The sequence below is a fragment of the Clostridium cellulovorans 743B genome (assembly GCF_000145275.1).
Taxonomy (GTDB): Bacteria; Bacillota; Clostridia; order Clostridiales; family Clostridiaceae; genus Clostridium_K; species Clostridium_K cellulovorans.
In genome coordinates, this window is record NC_014393.1 from 2,307,578 (window position 1) to 2,324,231 (window position 16,654).

The window sequence follows — 16,654 nt, forward strand, 5'->3', positions numbered from 1 at the left end:
TATATAAAATACTACATTTTATCAGGAGGTGACGGATATTGTTAGATGTATCACTTATATTTAAAATAGCTGGGGTAGCAATATTATTGGTAGTAATAGATAGGGTTCTTGAAGTAAGCGGAAAACAACAATTTGCTACGCTTGCAAATCTAGTAGGGCTAATAATCATAATGATGATGGTAGTAAATTTAGTCAGTGAATTGTTTAACTCTGTTAAAGCTATGTTTCAACTATAGGAGGAGCTTATGGAGATAACAAAGATAGTTGCTATTGCACTTATTTCAACCTTTATAATCATCTTTTTAAAAGCTGTAAAAAGAGAGGACCTGGCTACTACAATAAGCATAATAGTAGGTGTTTCAATATTTTTTGTAGTCATTGCGAAGCTTTCTTCATTAATAAATTTTCTACATACCATCGCATTAAAGGCAAATATAGATTATACATATTTAACTACTGTGTTAAAAATCATGGGTATCGCATACCTTACCAGTTTCTGTAGTGATATTTGTAAAGAAGCTGGTGCAGGGAATATAGCTTCTAAGGTAGAATTGTCGGGAAAAGTTTTCATACTTATTTTGACGATACCAATTTTTATGGGGGTCCTTGACTCAATTCTAGAGATTTTAAGGAGCTAATAGGATGAAGAGAATAATAAGCTTTTTGATTGTTTTAATATTAGTATCTATTACGAGTTGTTTTAGTGTACGAGCTGATAATAAATTACAAAATAGAAATATTGAGATAGTTAAAGCAGATAATCAGAGTAATGCAAATAGTAAAAGTATAGATGCAGATAATAAGGAAGCCAATGACATAATAAATGATGAAACTAATAAATTTTATAAATATATAACTGAGGAAAAGCATAAATATGAATTGATTTCAGATATGGATATAAAACAATATGTTGAAGAAATAATGAAAAATGGACAAGGAAACTTAGATACAAAAGAAATAATAAGAGTTATTTTTATATATATGGCAAGAGAATCAACCTTTGTAATAAAGATGATGCTAACGTTATTTGTAATATCAATACTAGGATCATTAATCAGTAATATGCAAAGTACCTTTGAAAAAGAAATTGTGAATACGGCTGTGGATTTTGCTTTTAAAGGTATAGCTTTTGTTGTGTTATTAAATTGCATGCAAGTTAGTATAAGTATTACAAAAGAGGCTATTGGAGCAATGACTGGTTTTATGTACTCTATAGTGCCGCTGATGTTAATGCTTGTAGCATCAGTTGGTGGGATAACTCAAGCTTCAGTGATGAACCCAATAATGATAGGAATAATTAATCTAAGTTCTATAGTTGTTAAAGAATTTTTTGTACCAATTATATTAATGGTTTTTCTTCTAAAATTTATAGAAAGGCTCACAAAAGGGCATTCATTAAGTAGACTAGCAAAGTTATTAGATAAAACTGTTGATATTACTCAAAAGTACATATTAACTTTAGGGATATTTCTTATTACCATAAAGGGCATAGTTGGCGGAGCATTTGATGATTTTACAATACAGTCAGCAAAGTTAGCAGTGGATACCTTTGTTCCCATAGTAGGAAAATCTTTATCTGATGCAGTTACAACAGTAGCTAGTTATTCATTGCAATTGAAAGCAGCAATAGGATCTGTAGGGTTATTTATTGTAATAGCAATAGTTCTCATGCCATTAATAAAGGTTCTTTTAATAGCTCTTGGACTAAAAATTACTGCTGCATTAGTAGAACCATTTTCAATAAATGATTATGAACTTTGCAACATAATTGAAGACACTGGTAACTCTATAACAAAGCTTGTTGCTTGTCTTGTAATAGTAACTTTTATGTTTTTTATATTGATTACAATTCTTTTAGCGAGTGGAAGGATAATATAACATTAGAGGTGAGAAAATGGATTGGTTAAAAACATGGGTAACTACGATTATTACCTTATCAATTTTTACTGCTGTAGCAAATTCTATGCTTCCAAACGGTACCATCAAAAAATATGCAAAATATGCAATTAGTATTTTAATTATTCCTACCTTATTAGCACCTATTTTATTACTTATAGATGGAAATAATGTAGCTGCAAAGATTGAAAATTACTCATCAAAATTAAATCTAAATACTCAGGATATAGATCTGACTAAATTTAATAGTGCCGAAGAAAGTACCATATTAAAAGTATTTTTAAAAAATTTAAATAATCAATGTGAAGAGTTGCTAGAAAATAGGTATCCAACTAAAGAAATCAAGGTAGAAACCTTTGGAAATATAACTAAAGAAAAAAAGATATCAATAGAAAGTATAATAATTTATATAGAGGATAAGAACTTAGTTAAAGAGATAAAAGAGGTATCGGTTGATATAGATAAAGAGAGTTCAAAGAAAGAGAGTGATATTCAGGAGAAGGAGAATATAATAACCTTAATTTCACAGGAATTAAAGGTGTCTCCTTTAAAGATAACAATTAGATCAATGAAGGAGGGATAAGATGGACATTGGGGTTATAAAGAAATTAACTGATTTTATAGAGAAAAAAATAGGATATAAGAATTTTGTAGTAGCAGGACTTGTTATAGGGATATTAATGGTTTTTGGAAGTACATTACTGCCATCTAAAACTACAAATTTAAGTAAAAGTGAAGTAGAAGTTAGTGGATATTCCGAAAGTGAATATCAATACAAAACTCAATTAGAACAACAATTGAAGTCAACACTTAGTAAGATTAAAGGTATAGGTGATGTGGATGTTATGATATATGTAAGTAAAAGTGAAGAAAAAGTTCCAGTTTTTAATGAAAACAATCAAGATAGCAATACGAAGGAAAACGCTAGTAGCGGTGGAGAAAGGACTATAAACCAAAAAAATGATAATAAAACAGTAGTAACTACTAATAATGAACCATTTATTTCTTCTACTAAAATGCCAGAAATAACTGGTGTGGTAGTGGTGGCTCAAGGTGCTGATAATGAAGCAACTAGGCTTAGAATAACAAAAACAGTAGTTAATCTTTTTGGGTTAACCTATGATAAAGTAAATGTACATTCTATGAAAAATTAACATAATTTGGTGATAAGTAACATATAAAAATAGTAGAATAAATTTTTTAGGGGGTAGAACATGGATAAGAAACAAGCGGTCATAATTGTATCATTATTAGTTCTGATAGTATGTACAGGTGTATTGGCATCGCAAGCTCAAAGCAGATTTTATGTACATACAAATGAATTTACACCGACTCTTATAAATGATTCCAATAGTAGTGAGGATAGTTATTTCACAACAGCTAAGCTTACTAGAAGTGAAGAAAATGAAAGATATTGCCAAGCTTTAAAAGAAATAATTAATGACAAATCTCAGTCAGAGTCAGCTATGAAGACTGCTTCTGATCAATATGCTCAGCACACAATTGTAATTAATAATGAATTAAAAATTGAAGAACAATTGAAAGCAGATGGCTTTTCAGATTCTATATGCTATATTCAAGATGATACGGCTAAGGTTATAATCCAAAGCAAGGAAAAGCTTGATGATGAAGCAACGAAAAAAGTTCAACAGGTAGTTTTAAATATTGCTAAAATAAGAGATATAGTAATTACCAATAGAGAATAGAATAAAAAGCTACAGAAGTAGCTTTTTATTTTATAGGGAAATAGGGTATAATATCAATATATAAGGTTTTTATTTGTAAAATTATTATTGTGATGATATAATTAACAATAAGAAATTCTAGCTTTACACGTAAGGGGGTAAAGAAAATGCAAGATATAAATGATTTAAATGTAGATATAGGTGTTGTTAAAATATCTGATGAAGTTGTTGGAGTTATCGCAGGTATAGCTGCAAGTGAAGTTAAAGGAATAGCAAATACAGCATCTGGCTTTGTAAACGACTTAACACAAAAGATTAGTGGTAAGAAGAACAATGCTAGAGGCGTTAAAGTAACTTTAGATGAAGATAGTGCTATAATCGAGCTAAATGTTGTAGTTGAGTATGGCGTAAAGATACCTGAGGTTGCTGCTGAACTTCAGGAAAATGTAAAGAAAACAGTAGAGGCTCTAACAGGACTAAATGTAGAAAACGTTAATATAATCGTTCAAAATATCTATATACCAAAGGCAGAAAATGCCATTAGTTCAGAAAGCGAAGCATAAAAGACACCCTCTGTTTCACAGAGGGTGTTTTAAAGTAAAATCATATATTACTGGAGGATTCTATGAATAGAAGAAAAACAAGAGAAATAGCAATAAAATTAACATATTCTTTAATGATTCAGCAGATTGATTATAAGACTGTAATAGAGAACTTTAAAGAAGTAGAAGATAAAGAAGATGAGGACCTAAAGGATGTAGATTTTACATTTGTTGAAACTATTTTAAGTGGTATAAGCGAGAATAAATCAAACTATGAAGAACTCGTATCACAAAATTTAATTGGATGGAAACTTAACAGAATCTCTAAGTTAAATCTTGCGATTCTTTTAGTTGCAATTTATGAAATAAAAAATATTGATGATATACCAAAGGCTGTATCTATAAATGAAGCTGTGGAAATAGCAAAAAAATATTCTGATGATAAAGCACCTAATTTTATTAATAGTATTCTTGATAAAATAGATTAGAGGTGAGCTTTTTTATGGAAAAAATAATAAATGGTAAAGCATTAGCATTACAATACCAAGATGATATTATTAATTTTATAAAAGAAAGAGAAGCAACAAACTTAAGATTACCGGCGATTTCATTAATACAAGTTGGTAATGATGGTGGTTCTAATTATTACAGAGAAAGTGTAAAAAAGCTTTGTGAAAAACTAAAAATCACTGTAAAAGAATGTATATATGAAGAAAATATAGAAGAGAAAGTTTTTTTAGATAGTGTAAAAGCTGTTGATGAAGATATAAATGTCGATGGAATACTTATGCTTATGCCATTACCGAAGCATATAGATTCTAACAAAGCTATAGATCAAATATCACAAGGTAAAGATATTGATGGACTCACAGACAATAATATAGGTAAATTCTACAGTGGAAAAAAAGCATTCATTCCTTGTACTGCTAAGGCTGTTTTAGCAATTTTAGAAAGTTTACCTATAGAGCTTGAAGGTAAGAATGTAGTGGTTCTTGGAAGAAGTAACGTTGTAGGAAAACCTGTTTCAAATTTACTTATAGGAAAAAATGCTACAGTAACTACTTGTCATTCCAAAACTGAAAATCTAAAAGAAGTGTGTAAAAGAGCTGATATCCTTGTAGCTGCAATAGGAAAGCCTAAGTTTATAGGTAATGAATATGTAAAAGAAGGCGCAATTGTTATCGATGTAGGAACTACATATTATGAAGGTAAGCTTACTGGAGATGTAAACTTTGATGAAGTTAGTGAATTAGCTTCATTCATTACTCCAGTTCCAGGTGGTGTCGGAGCACTTACTACTACTATGCTTTTATCTAGCTTATGTGAAGCGTGCAAAAATAATGTTTAGTAAGGTGCTGACAGTCAGTGAGCTTAATTCTTATATAAAAAGAGTAGTAGATAATGACTATATCCTTAAAAATTCAAGAATTAAGGGTGAGATATCAAATCTTAAAATTCATAGTTCAGGCCATATATACTTTTCTTTAAAAGATGAGGATTCTAAAATATCTGCAGTAATGTTTAGGAGTTACGGAGAAAATATTTCTTTTCAGCCTCAAAATGGAATGAATGTTGAAGTTAAGGGAAGAGTATCCGTTTATATAAAGGATGGAGCATATCAGATATATATAGAGGAAATGAAAATTGATGGTTTAGGTGACCTTAATAAGGCATATGAAGAATTGAAGGCTAAACTGCTAAGAGAAGGCTTATTTGATGATACGTATAAAAAGCCACTTCCAATAAATCCGATATCTATTGCAGTAGTTACCTCGCCTACAGGAGCTGCTATAAGAGATATAATTAATGTTATATCTAGAAGGAATCCATATGTAGATATAAAGATATTTCCTACTTTAGTTCAAGGTATACATGCAGCAGCTAACATAGAGTCAGCAATAAAGGCGGCAAACAATGAATCTTCAACAGAACTAATAATACTAGCTAGAGGTGGAGGCTCAATTGAAGAATTATGGGCATTTAACGAAGAAGTAGTCGCATATGCTATACATAATTCTAAAAAACCTATTATTACAGGTATAGGACATGAAACTGATTTTACTATAGCTGATTTTGCCAGTGATAAGAGAGCATCAACACCTTCAGCAGCCGCTGAAATTGCAGTAACTTCTTTCGTAGAAATTGATGACAAACTAAATTATTATAAGCATAAATTGTATAGTGCTATAAAGCGAAATTTTGAAATGGAAAAAAGTAGAACTAACATTTTAGCTAGTAAGCTAAAGCAATATAATCCAGTTGCGTATATAGCAAATCAATATACTTTTATTGATGGGTACAAAGTTAGGCTAAATAAAGCTATAGAAAATAATTTGAAGTTTCAAAAGAATAGATTAGTATATCTAAATAGTATGTTAAATGCAAATAATCCTTTGGGTATAATCAGTAAAGGATACTCTATATTAAGAAATGAAGATGGAAAAGTTATAAGCACTAAAGTAGCTTTAGCTGAAGAAAAAAAAGTAGAAGTAATATTACAAGATGGTTCAACTTTTATTAATATAGGAGTAGGTGAAGAGCATGGCAAGTAAAAATTCTTATGAAATGAAAATTAAAGAGTTGGAAGCTCTAGTAGAAAAATTAGAAGAGGGGCAACTCTCATTAGAAGAAAATTTAAAGCTATATGAAAATGGCGTTAAATTAACAAATGAGCTTTATAAGATTTTAACTAAAGCAGAGGGGAAAATCACCATATTAACTGACGGCGAAGAAAAAGAGTTTAAAATAAACGAGGAGTAATTTATGAAGGCTTTAAAATATAAAGATTCCATAGATAAATGGTTGGAAAATTACTTTATTAGCAAAGATGGATATGAAAAAACTATTTATGATTCAATGAGCTATAGTTTAAATATTGGAGGAAAAAGAATAAGACCTCTACTTTTTTTATATACATATAGCTTGTTTAAAGATGAAATAGATGATGTACTCGATATTGCAGGGGCAATTGAAATGATTCATACTTATTCTTTAATTCATGATGATTTGCCAGCTATGGATGATGATGATCTAAGACGTGGTATGCCAACAAATCATATAAAGTATGGAGATGCAATTGCTATACTTGCTGGTGATGGGCTTTTAAATGAGGCTATGAACATAATGTTCCAATATTGTATAGAAAGTGAAAGCCAATTAGCAGTAAAAGCATGTAGTTATATCTCAAAAAGTGCAGGAGCAGCAGGGATGATTGCTGGTCAGATTGTTGATATAGAAAGTGAAGGAAAAAAAATATCAATTGAGAAATTGAAATATATGCATAGTAAAAAAACAGGAGCCCTTATAAATGCAGCTATAGTTTCTGCAGCTATTTTAGCTGGAGCAGATAGCACTGAAATAGAAAAGTTATCAGAGTATGGGACCAAACTAGGTTTAGCCTTTCAAATTAAAGATGACGTTTTAGATGTAATTGGAGATGAATCAAAACTTGGTAAAAAGACTCTCAGTGATGAAAATAAAAATAAGTCTAATTTCATAACGGAGTATGGGCTTGAAGAATGTGAAAAACAATGTATAAAACTTACAGAAGAATGTTTAGAACTGCTGAAATCCTTAGGAAAAGATACAGAAGCCTTGGAGGACATTACTAAATATCTCTTATATAGAGAGAGTTAAATTCTAAGTATAGTGTCAATACTTATTATTAAGGAATAGAACACTATACTTTTTCTATGGAGTATATATTGTAGTTATTTTTGAGATAAAAGGATGTTGAATGCCATGGGTAATATTTTGGATTCCTATAATAATATAGAACAAATATCAAAGATGTCATATAATGAGCTTGAACAGTTTTCAGAAGAGATCCGAAGATTCTTAATTGAAAAGGTATCTAAAACAGGAGGTCATCTTGCCTCAAATTTAGGTGTTGTTGAGCTAACATTGAGTTTATATAAAGTCTTTGATTTCAATATAGATAAATTAATTTGGGATGTGGGACATCAATCATATGTTCATAAAATTTTAACTGGGAGAAAAGATCAATTTGATACTTTAAGAATGTATGGAGGATTAAGCGGATTCCCAAAACGTAGTGAAAGCAAATATGATGTATTTGATACTGGACACAGTAGCACATCTATATCCGCAGGAATAGGGATTGCTAGAGCACGTGATATTTTAAAAGACAATTATCATGTGATTTCTATAATTGGTGATGGTGCTTTGACTGGTGGCATGGCATTAGAAGCATTAAATGACGTTGGATTTAGAAAAACAAAAATGATAGTTATATTGAATGATAACGCGATGTCTATTTCATCGAATGTAGGTGGATTATCAGTTTACTTAGGACAATTAAGAGCAGATCCTAATTATACAAGAATCAAAAAAACTGTCCATAATAAATTAGAGAAAAGTGATATAGGCAAAAATATAGCAAGTTCTATGCATAAAATAAAGGATGGAATAAAAAACTTTGTTATTCCAGGAATGCTTTTTGAAAATATGGGTCTAAAGTATTTTGGACCTGTAGATGGTCATAATCTAAAAGAATTAATAACTGTTATAGAAGCAGCAAAGAATATTGAAGGACCATCTATAATCCATGTTAAAACTATAAAGGGAAAAGGATTTAGGTTTGCTGAGGAAAATCCAAACAAGTTTCATGGGATTGACCCTTTTAATCGTCTTACAGGAGAAGTGAGTAATAAGAAATCTGAAACTTACTCTAATGTTTTTGGAGAGACAATTGTGAAGCTGGCAGAAAAGGATGACAAAATTGTAGCCGTAACAGCAGCTATGCCAGATGGGACATCTTTAACGAATTTTGCTAAAAGATTTCCTGAAAGATTTTTTGATGTAGGAATTGCAGAGGAACATGCAGTAACTATGTGTGCTGGAATTGCAACATGTGGATTGAAGCCAGTGTTTGCAGTGTATTCGACTTTTCTGCAAAGAGCGTATGACCAAGTGTTGCATGATGTATGTATTCAAGAATTACCAGTAGTTTTTGCAATTGATAGAGGGGGTATAGTTGGTAATGATGGGGAAACTCATCAAGGGATATTTGATATATCCTATTTGAATACTATTCCGAATATGACAATAATGAGTCCTAAGTGTACTAAGGAACTTTCATATATGTTAGCGTGGGCTATAGATAAAAATTATCCAATAGCAATAAGATATCCTCGTGGAGGAGATAATCCTAGCTTTTCTTTAGAGCCGTTAGATAAATTTGTTTTAGGGAAATGGGAGGAATTAAATTCTGAAGGGGAAATAGCCATAATTGCAGTAGGAAGGATGGTTCAGACAGCTCTAGAAGTTCAAGAAATATTAAAAGAGCTAGAAATAAAGACAAAAATCATAAGTACTACTTTTATAAAACCTATAGATACAGAATTGTTAGATTGTGTTATAGAATCTAATATGAAGATTATAACTATTGAAGATAATATACTAATTGGTGGGTTAGGGTCAACAGTAACCCAATACGTTAATTCTAAAAACAAAGCGATAGAGGTATTGTCTTTTGGATACAAAGATAAGTACATATGCCATGGAGATGTAGATACTTTATACAGAATAAATGGTTTGGACAGTAATAGTATAGCAAGGGTTATTAGTGAATCTATAAAAGAAAAATAAGAGTTTTGTTTTAGGATGTTTGGAGGTTAAAATGTCAAAAGAAAAAGAGAGATTAGATGTTCTATTAGTGGAGAAAGGTTTGTTTTCATCAAGAGAAAAAGCAAGAGCTGCGATAATGTCTAGAGATATACTAGTAAATGGACAGATACTAGATAAAGCTGGGGAAAAGATTGATGTGAATTCTGAAATTGAATATAAGGGACAGGAAATGCCTTATGTAAGTAGGGGTGGATACAAACTAGAAAAAGCTATGAAAAATTTTCCTATAAAATTAGAGGAAAAGATTTGCTTAGATATAGGTGCATCTACTGGAGGATTTACCGATTGCATGCTTCAAAATGGTGCTGTTAAGGTTTTTGCTATTGATGTAGGTTATGGACAACTAGCTTGGAAATTGCGTACAGATGAAAGAGTAGTTTGTATGGAGAGAACAAACGTAAGATACATTACTAATGAAAATCTAGGTTGCTATGGTGATTTTGCAAGTATAGATGTATCTTTTATATCTCTTAGATTGGTTTTACCAGTTGTTAAAGATTTATTGAATGAAGATGGGGAAATTGTTGCTTTAATTAAACCTCAATTTGAGGCTGGAAGAGAAAAGGTTGGAAAAAAAGGTGTAGTTAGAGAGGCATCTACGCATATAGAGGTAATAGAAAGTATAGTTGCTATGGCAAAAGAGAATCATTTAAAAGTTAAAGGCCTTAGCTTTTCACCGATAAAAGGACCGGAAGGAAATATAGAGTATTTATTATTTATGTCAAAGGGAAGTGACGAAGAAGATAAAGTATCACAAGAGGATATTCTCAAAACTGTAGAAGAAGCGCACAGCTCACTGTAATACAGGAGGGGTTATGAATAAAATTGCTTTAATTATAAACAGTAGCAAAGATTTAGAAAAAGAAATTGAAAAAAATTTAATAATGGACATAAGAGATATATTTCCAAAAACTTCAATAGTAGTATTTAATAAAATATCAGATAAGGAATTACAGGGAAATTTAGATATAGATATGGTGATTACCGTTGGCGGGGATGGCACAGTTTTAAGTTCTTCTAAAATTATATGTAAGTATGAAATACCTATTTTTGCAGTAAACTATGGAAATCTTGGTTTTTTAACGGCTATTGAAAAAGATGATTTTAAGAAAGCTTTAGCTAAAATAAAAAATAAAGAATATTATATTGAAAAAAGAATAATGATACAATGTGATGTAGAGGGTAAAAATACAAGCTATCATTGTTTAAATGATATAGTTATATCGAAGGGTACTTTATCAAGAATAGTGGAATATGAAATAACTATTGATGATAAACCATATATGAAGATAAAGGCTGATGGGATAATAGTTTCTACACCTACAGGTTCTACGGCATATGCTATGTCCGCAGGAGGCCCAATTTTGTACCCAACTCTCCAGGTATTATCTATTACACCTATTTGCCCTCATATTATGACTATGAAGACAATGATAATAGATAGCAAAAGTCAAGTGAAAATAATAGCTAAAAATGCAAGCGAACAAGTTTATTTAACTCTTGATGGACAACAGTATACTAAAATCGATAAAGAGGATATAATAACAATAAAAGAATATGAACATAGATGCAATTTAATTAGATTGCAGAACTATGATTACTTTGATACATTAAATAAAAAAATAATACCTTGTGGCTATAGGAGAGAGGCGAAAAAATGAAAGTTGCAAGACATAGTAAGATACTAGAACTTATTGATTCAAAAAAAATCGAAACTCAGGAGGAACTGGCAGAGGAACTTAAAAAAAGTGGTTTTGAAGTTACTCAAGCTACAGTTTCAAGGGATATAAAAGAGTTAAAACTTATAAAAGTAATGAATAATGATGGCAGATATACATATTCCTCAATTGCTCCTACTGAGAAAAACCTTACAAATAATCTTATTAATATTTTTACTCATACGGTTATTGGTACAGAACAAGTAGAAAATTTTGTAGTCATTAAAACAATTACTGGTTCTGCAAATGCTGCAGCAGAAGCACTTGATAGTTTGAATTTCCATGGTATAGCAGGTACAATAGCCGGTGATAACACAATATTTGTATTAACAAGAGATAAAAGTGATGCAACAGAAATAGTTCAAAGAATAAAGAAGATAATTAACAAATAGGAGGTATACATGCTACTCCAATTGAATATTAATAACTTTGCATTGATAGAGAATCTAACAATTAATTTTAGTGAAGGTTTTACTGTATTAACTGGAGAAACAGGGACAGGAAAATCTATACTTATCGATGCTATCAGCTTCGTTTTAGGTGCTAAAAACAATAGAGGTGTTATTAGGACTGGCACAGACAAAGCTTTTGTAGAAGGTATTTTTACTGTTGAAAATCCAAAAACTAAAGCTATACTTTCGTCTTTAGACATAGATGTTGATGAAGTTTTAATTATTAGCAGAGAAACTTTTTTAAATGGTAAATCCATAACAAAGGTTAATAATAAGACTGTCTTGGTTTCTAATTTGAGGAAGTTAGCAGATTCCTTAATGGATATACATGGACAGCATGAAAATCAGAATTTACTAGATAAAAATACTCATATAGATTACTTAGATAACTTTGGATATGAATTTTTAAAAGAAGATCTTGGAGCATATAAGATTGAGTATAAAAAGTTATTAGAAGTAAATAATTCCATAGAAACTATTTGTAATAAAAATGAAAATCGTGAAAAGTTAATGGATTATTTAAAATATCAAATTGATGAGATCAACAAGGGTAAACTAAAAATCGATGAAGATGTTGAACTTGAAAAGCAACATAAAATTTTATCAAATAGTGAGAACATAAAAAAATCTCTTTCAATAAGTTACAATGTACTTTATGAAGGAAGCGATGAAAAAACTTCAATTTTTGATAACCTTTCTTATGTAATTAAAGAACTGAGAAATGTTTCTATGCATCACGAGGATATAACAACCATATGCTCTGGTTTGGAGGATACTTATTATAACTTAGAACAGAGCATATCAGATATACGTAGCCTAAAGGATGAAATAAACTATGATCAGGGAGAATTAGATTTTATTAATAATAGATTATATATAATTGACGGATATAAAAGAAAATATGGCGAGACAATAAAAGATATTTTAGATTATAAAACTAAAATAGAAAATGAATATGCGGAAATGATTAATAGTGAGGAAATACTTGCAACATTAAGGAAGGATAAGGAAAAGATAATTATGAAATTAAAAGGAATATCTTTAATCCTTAATGATAAAAGAGTTGAAGTAGCTAGAAGACTTAAAGACGTTATACAAGAACAGTTAAATTATATAGGATTAGAAAAAAGTAATTTTTATATAGAGATAAATTATGATGAAAATTGCCTAGATGAATACGGAGCTAGTAAAGTTCAATTTCTTATATCTACAAATCCAGGCGAACCATTACTTCCTTTAGAAAGAGTAGTATCAGGCGGAGAACTTTCTAGGATTATGTTAGCGTTAAAAACGGCCTTTGTAGATAAAGATAAAATTCCAAGTGTTATTTTTGATGAAATCGATACAGGAATAAGTGGAAGAGTTGCACAGAGTGTTGCGGAAAAAATGTATATGGTTTCATTAAGCCACCAAGTTTTTTGTGTAACTCATCTTCCTCAAATTGCTGCATTATCAGACAACCATTATGTTGTTTTAAAAGAAGTTGTGGATAATAAGACATATACCAATATAAAAATTTTAACAGAGGATGAGAAACCAATAGAAATGGCTAGAATGCTTGGTGGAAGTGAATTCACAAAGCTGACATTAGAACATGGAAGAGAACTTATCTTTTTAGCACAAAATAAAAAAAAGCAAATATCTAGTACATAAAAAAGACTTGAGATAATCAAGTCTTTTTTTTATGTTAGAAATAACTAAATAACGTAACGATATTCTAGCATAATAAAAATTCTTTAGGGGCAAATTAAGTATAATGACGAGTGGAGGTGATAAATTGAAGATTAAAACATTAAAAGTTAAAATCTTAGTTATATTGATTGCTTCATTTCTAATAAATTACACTGTGATTTTATCAGAAAGCTATAGCAATATATTAGATCCTCCAGGAAAAGAAGTAACTGCAGTAAGTACTTTTAATCAAAAGCTGAAGAAAGATAAATATGTTTATTTAGGAGGTACTCCATTAGGAATAAAATTAAAGTCTCAAGGCCTTCTAGTAGTAGCTATATCTGATATCGAAGGAAAAGATGGTAAAATATATAGACCTGCGTTAGAGTGCGATATCCGTATAGGTGATATTATTACAGAAGTAAATAATGTAAAGTTGACTAAAAGCCAAGATATAACAGATATACTAAATTGCATTGTTAATGATAAAGTCACAATAAAAATAAGTAGAAATGATAAGGTAATAGATAAATTAGCTACCGTTGCTTATGCTAAGGATGGATGTTATAAATTAGGTGTATGGGTTCGTGAATCCATGGCAGGCGTAGGGACACTAACCTTTTATGAACCAGAAAGTGATTTATTTGCAGCTTTAGGTCATGCTGTTACAGATTCAGACACTAATGAGATTTTTAAGATAAGTACTGGAAGAATAGTTGAATCTTCTATATCATCAGTGAAAAAGGGTGAAAAAGGAAATCCAGGAGAACTAAGAGGAATATTTATTGACGAAGAATCTCCAGTGGGTGAAGTGAAAATAAATACTATTACTGGTGTCTATGGTTTTGGGGGAAAACCTCTTATAAGGCATGAAAATCAGAAATTAATAAAAATAGGGTCGTATAAAGATATTAAAGAGGGATCAGCAAAAATATTAACAACTATAGATGGGCAAGAACCTCAATTTTATGATATAAAAATAGAAAAACTTTTAGAACAAAAGAATCCTTCAACCAAAAGTATGATAATAACTATTACTGACAAAGAATTACTTGAAAGAACAGGCGGAATAGTTCAAGGAATGAGTGGAAGTCCTATTATTCAAAATAATAAATTGATAGGTGCCGTTACTCATGTGCTAGTAAATAGACCTGATACTGGATATGGAATATATATTGATTGGATGTTTGATGAAATGTCAAAAATAAGTTAAAATAATTTAAGCTCCCTTAATGGGAGGTTAAATTATTTTAGCTGAGATTTTGCAGTAAAATTTTGTATATATCTTTATTATTTCTGGTGTATACTGTATAATAATATAGGAGAACTTCAATATATAAAAAAAAATGGTTTAAATTAACAATTTAATATTTTTTTTAGAAGGATTATTCTTAGACTTGTCGAATATGTAATAATGTAAATAACTGTAAATAAAGGGGAGTTAGTATGGACAATTCAAAAATAAGTGTATTAATCGCAGATGACAATAAGGAATTTTGTAATATTCTAAATGACTATTTATTAAATCAAAGAGATATTGTTGTAACTGGTATAGCAAAGGATGGTTTAGAAACTATTGATTTAATAGAAGCTAAAAGACCGGACTTAGTGATTTTAGATATAATAATGCCACATTTAGATGGACTTGGAGTTTTAGAAAGATTAAAAACTATGGATTTAAATCCAAGACCTAGAATAATAGTGTTATCAGCTGTAGGACAAGATAAAATTACTCAAATGGCAATAACACTTGGTGCTGATTATTATGTAGTTAAACCGTTTGATATGGATGTTTTTACAAAGAGAATTAGAGAAATGTTTACTGATACTATATCAAGTTCATCAGATCAAAGAACTACAACATCAATTTCTACTAGGACTGAAACAAAAACATATGAATCTAAGCCAGTAGATCTAGAATCAGAAATTACAAATATAATTCATGAAATTGGTGTACCAGCACATATTAAAGGATATATGTATTTAAGAGAAGCTATTTCTATGGTGGTAAATAATGTTGAACTTTTATCAGCTGTAACAAAAGAACTTTATCCATCTATAGCTAAGAAATATAATACTACAGCTAGTAGAGTAGAAAGAGCTATAAGACATGCTATAGAAGTTGCTTGGAATAGAGGACAAGTTGATACAATTAACAAATTGTTTGGTTACACTGTACATACATCAAAAGGTAAACCAACAAACTCTGAATTTATTGCGATGATAGCAGACAAGCTAAGACTTAAAAACAAAGTAAGTTAATTAAGTTATACCAAGGGTTTGAGCGGTGTTTCATACCGACAAATTTTTGAAAGTATGCATAAAAAGCGATTAGTACACCTATGAATCAGTAGAAAAAACCTAATAAATTAAAATCTGCACTATTTTTGTAGTTATCTAAAGGTGGCTACTATCAATAGTGCATTTTTTTATATGTCTTTGGCAGATGTTTTAAGTTTTATACTTTTAAGAGGTATTGAAGTAAAATTGTAGAATATATAAAATATACAAAAAGAAAATCATTTTGTAAAAGATGATTATAGGAGGAATGTTTTATGGGATTACTAGATGGATTAATGGGAAATGCTTCGGAGGTTAATGTTCAAGAAGTACAAAAGGAATATGCAAATGTTTTAGCTTCTTCAGAAACCATAGAAAAAGCATATAAGTTATTAAGGGATATGTTTATTTTTACAAATAAGCGACTTATACTAGTAGATAAACAAGGTGTTACTGGTAAAAAAACAGAATATCATTCAATTCCATATAAAAGCATTACACATTTTAGTATAGAAACCGCAGGAAGCTTTGATTTAGATGCAGAACTGAAAATTTGGATTTCTGGTACTCAAATGCCAGTACAAAAGCAATTTAATAAGAGCTTAAATATATATGAGTTACAAAGTGTTTTAGCTGCATATGTTTTAAAGTAGGAACTTTTAACACTGTTTTTAATCAAACATTTTAGTTTGATCAGAAACAGTGTTTTTATTATATAGAAATTTAAACTTTTTTCAGTGGAAAAAGTTCTTGAGAAATTT

The 16,654-nt window shown here is 30.1% G+C and carries 20 protein-coding genes; all 20 read left to right on the forward strand.

Features of this window, described 5'->3' with window-relative positions; translation table 11 throughout:
• Nucleotides 1-38: 38 nt before the first annotated feature.
• The 20 genes from spoIIIAC to CLOCEL_RS09740 all read left to right on the forward strand — a co-directional run bounded on the left by spoIIIAC (nucleotide 39) and on the right by CLOCEL_RS09740 (nucleotide 16,546).
• A complete protein-coding gene (gene spoIIIAC / locus CLOCEL_RS09645; RefSeq protein WP_010077113.1) occupies nucleotides 39-236 on the forward strand; it encodes a stage III sporulation protein AC in 198 nt (65 codons plus the stop codon).
• A 9-nt stretch (nucleotides 237-245) separates the two neighbouring features.
• Nucleotides 246-638 carry a stage III sporulation protein AD gene (gene spoIIIAD / locus CLOCEL_RS09650; RefSeq protein WP_010077112.1) on the forward strand — a complete coding sequence of 131 codons (393 nt, stop codon included), beginning with the start codon at nucleotides 246-248 and terminating at the stop codon, nucleotides 636-638.
• Between the two features lie 4 nt (nucleotides 639-642).
• The gene (gene spoIIIAE, locus CLOCEL_RS09655) at nucleotides 643-1,878 is read left to right on the forward strand and encodes a stage III sporulation protein AE (RefSeq protein ID WP_010077111.1); all 1,236 of its coding nucleotides are present in this window, start codon (nucleotides 643-645) and stop codon (nucleotides 1,876-1,878) included.
• Nucleotides 1,879-1,894: 16 nt separating this feature from the next.
• Entirely contained in the window at nucleotides 1,895-2,479 is a 585-nt protein-coding gene (gene spoIIIAF / locus CLOCEL_RS09660) for a stage III sporulation protein AF (RefSeq protein WP_010077110.1), read from the forward strand.
• A gap of 1 nt (nucleotide 2,480) precedes the next feature.
• Nucleotides 2,481-3,050, forward strand: a complete 570-nt coding sequence (locus CLOCEL_RS09665) for a stage III sporulation protein AG (protein ID WP_010077109.1) — start codon at nucleotides 2,481-2,483, stop codon at nucleotides 3,048-3,050.
• Between the two features lie 60 nt (nucleotides 3,051-3,110).
• Nucleotides 3,111-3,602: a SpoIIIAH-like family protein gene (locus CLOCEL_RS09670; RefSeq protein ID WP_010077108.1), complete on the forward strand. Its 492-nt coding sequence runs from the start codon at nucleotides 3,111-3,113 to the stop codon at nucleotides 3,600-3,602.
• 146 nt (nucleotides 3,603-3,748) lie between these two features.
• Nucleotides 3,749-4,144 (forward strand): Asp23/Gls24 family envelope stress response protein, encoded by a 396-nt coding sequence (locus CLOCEL_RS09675; protein WP_010077107.1) that lies wholly within the window; start codon nucleotides 3,749-3,751, stop codon nucleotides 4,142-4,144.
• Between the two features lie 62 nt (nucleotides 4,145-4,206).
• On the forward strand, nucleotides 4,207-4,611 hold the full coding sequence (gene nusB, locus CLOCEL_RS09680; RefSeq protein WP_010077106.1) for a transcription antitermination factor NusB: 405 nt from the start codon (nucleotides 4,207-4,209) through the stop codon (nucleotides 4,609-4,611).
• 14 nt (nucleotides 4,612-4,625) lie between these two features.
• Nucleotides 4,626-5,471 (forward strand): bifunctional 5,10-methylenetetrahydrofolate dehydrogenase/5,10-methenyltetrahydrofolate cyclohydrolase, encoded by an 846-nt coding sequence (locus CLOCEL_RS09685; RefSeq protein WP_010077105.1) that lies wholly within the window; start codon nucleotides 4,626-4,628, stop codon nucleotides 5,469-5,471.
• Nucleotides 5,464-6,675, forward strand: coding sequence for an exodeoxyribonuclease VII large subunit (xseA, locus tag CLOCEL_RS09690; protein ID WP_010077104.1), 1,212 nt, complete (start codon nucleotides 5,464-5,466; stop codon nucleotides 6,673-6,675). Before CLOCEL_RS09685 ends, xseA begins: the two co-directional genes overlap by 8 nt.
• Entirely contained in the window at nucleotides 6,665-6,883 is a 219-nt protein-coding gene (locus CLOCEL_RS09695; RefSeq protein WP_010077103.1) for an exodeoxyribonuclease VII small subunit, read from the forward strand. Before xseA ends, CLOCEL_RS09695 begins: the two co-directional genes overlap by 11 nt.
• A 3-nt stretch (nucleotides 6,884-6,886) precedes the next feature.
• Complete coding sequence (locus CLOCEL_RS09700) at nucleotides 6,887-7,759, forward strand: polyprenyl synthetase family protein (protein WP_010077102.1); 873 nt, start codon at nucleotides 6,887-6,889, stop codon at nucleotides 7,757-7,759.
• Nucleotides 7,760-7,864: 105 nt separating this feature from the next.
• Complete coding sequence (gene dxs / locus CLOCEL_RS09705) at nucleotides 7,865-9,733, forward strand: 1-deoxy-D-xylulose-5-phosphate synthase (protein ID WP_010077101.1); 1,869 nt, start codon at nucleotides 7,865-7,867, stop codon at nucleotides 9,731-9,733.
• A gap of 31 nt (nucleotides 9,734-9,764) precedes the next feature.
• Nucleotides 9,765-10,574 carry a TlyA family RNA methyltransferase gene (locus CLOCEL_RS09710; RefSeq protein ID WP_013291708.1) on the forward strand — a complete coding sequence of 270 codons (810 nt, stop codon included), beginning with the start codon at nucleotides 9,765-9,767 and terminating at the stop codon, nucleotides 10,572-10,574.
• A 13-nt stretch (nucleotides 10,575-10,587) separates the two neighbouring features.
• Nucleotides 10,588-11,433: an NAD(+)/NADH kinase gene (locus CLOCEL_RS09715; RefSeq protein ID WP_010077098.1), complete on the forward strand. Its 846-nt coding sequence runs from the start codon at nucleotides 10,588-10,590 to the stop codon at nucleotides 11,431-11,433.
• The gene (locus tag CLOCEL_RS09720) at nucleotides 11,430-11,882 is read left to right on the forward strand and encodes an arginine repressor (protein WP_010077097.1); all 453 of its coding nucleotides are present in this window, start codon (nucleotides 11,430-11,432) and stop codon (nucleotides 11,880-11,882) included. The genes CLOCEL_RS09715 and CLOCEL_RS09720 overlap by 4 nt, the downstream gene beginning before the upstream one ends.
• 9 nt (nucleotides 11,883-11,891) lie before the next feature.
• Nucleotides 11,892-13,595 (forward strand): DNA repair protein RecN, encoded by a 1,704-nt coding sequence (gene recN, locus CLOCEL_RS09725; RefSeq protein ID WP_010077096.1) that lies wholly within the window; start codon nucleotides 11,892-11,894, stop codon nucleotides 13,593-13,595.
• 124 nt (nucleotides 13,596-13,719) lie between these two features.
• Entirely contained in the window at nucleotides 13,720-14,826 is a 1,107-nt protein-coding gene (spoIVB, locus tag CLOCEL_RS09730; RefSeq protein ID WP_013291709.1) for a SpoIVB peptidase, read from the forward strand.
• 233 nt (nucleotides 14,827-15,059) lie between these two features.
• On the forward strand, nucleotides 15,060-15,875 hold the full coding sequence (gene spo0A, locus CLOCEL_RS09735; protein WP_010077094.1) for a sporulation transcription factor Spo0A: 816 nt from the start codon (nucleotides 15,060-15,062) through the stop codon (nucleotides 15,873-15,875).
• A gap of 293 nt (nucleotides 15,876-16,168) precedes the next feature.
• On the forward strand, nucleotides 16,169-16,546 hold the full coding sequence (locus tag CLOCEL_RS09740) for a PH domain-containing protein (protein WP_010077093.1): 378 nt from the start codon (nucleotides 16,169-16,171) through the stop codon (nucleotides 16,544-16,546).
• The last annotated feature ends 108 nt before the right edge of the window (nucleotides 16,547-16,654 follow it).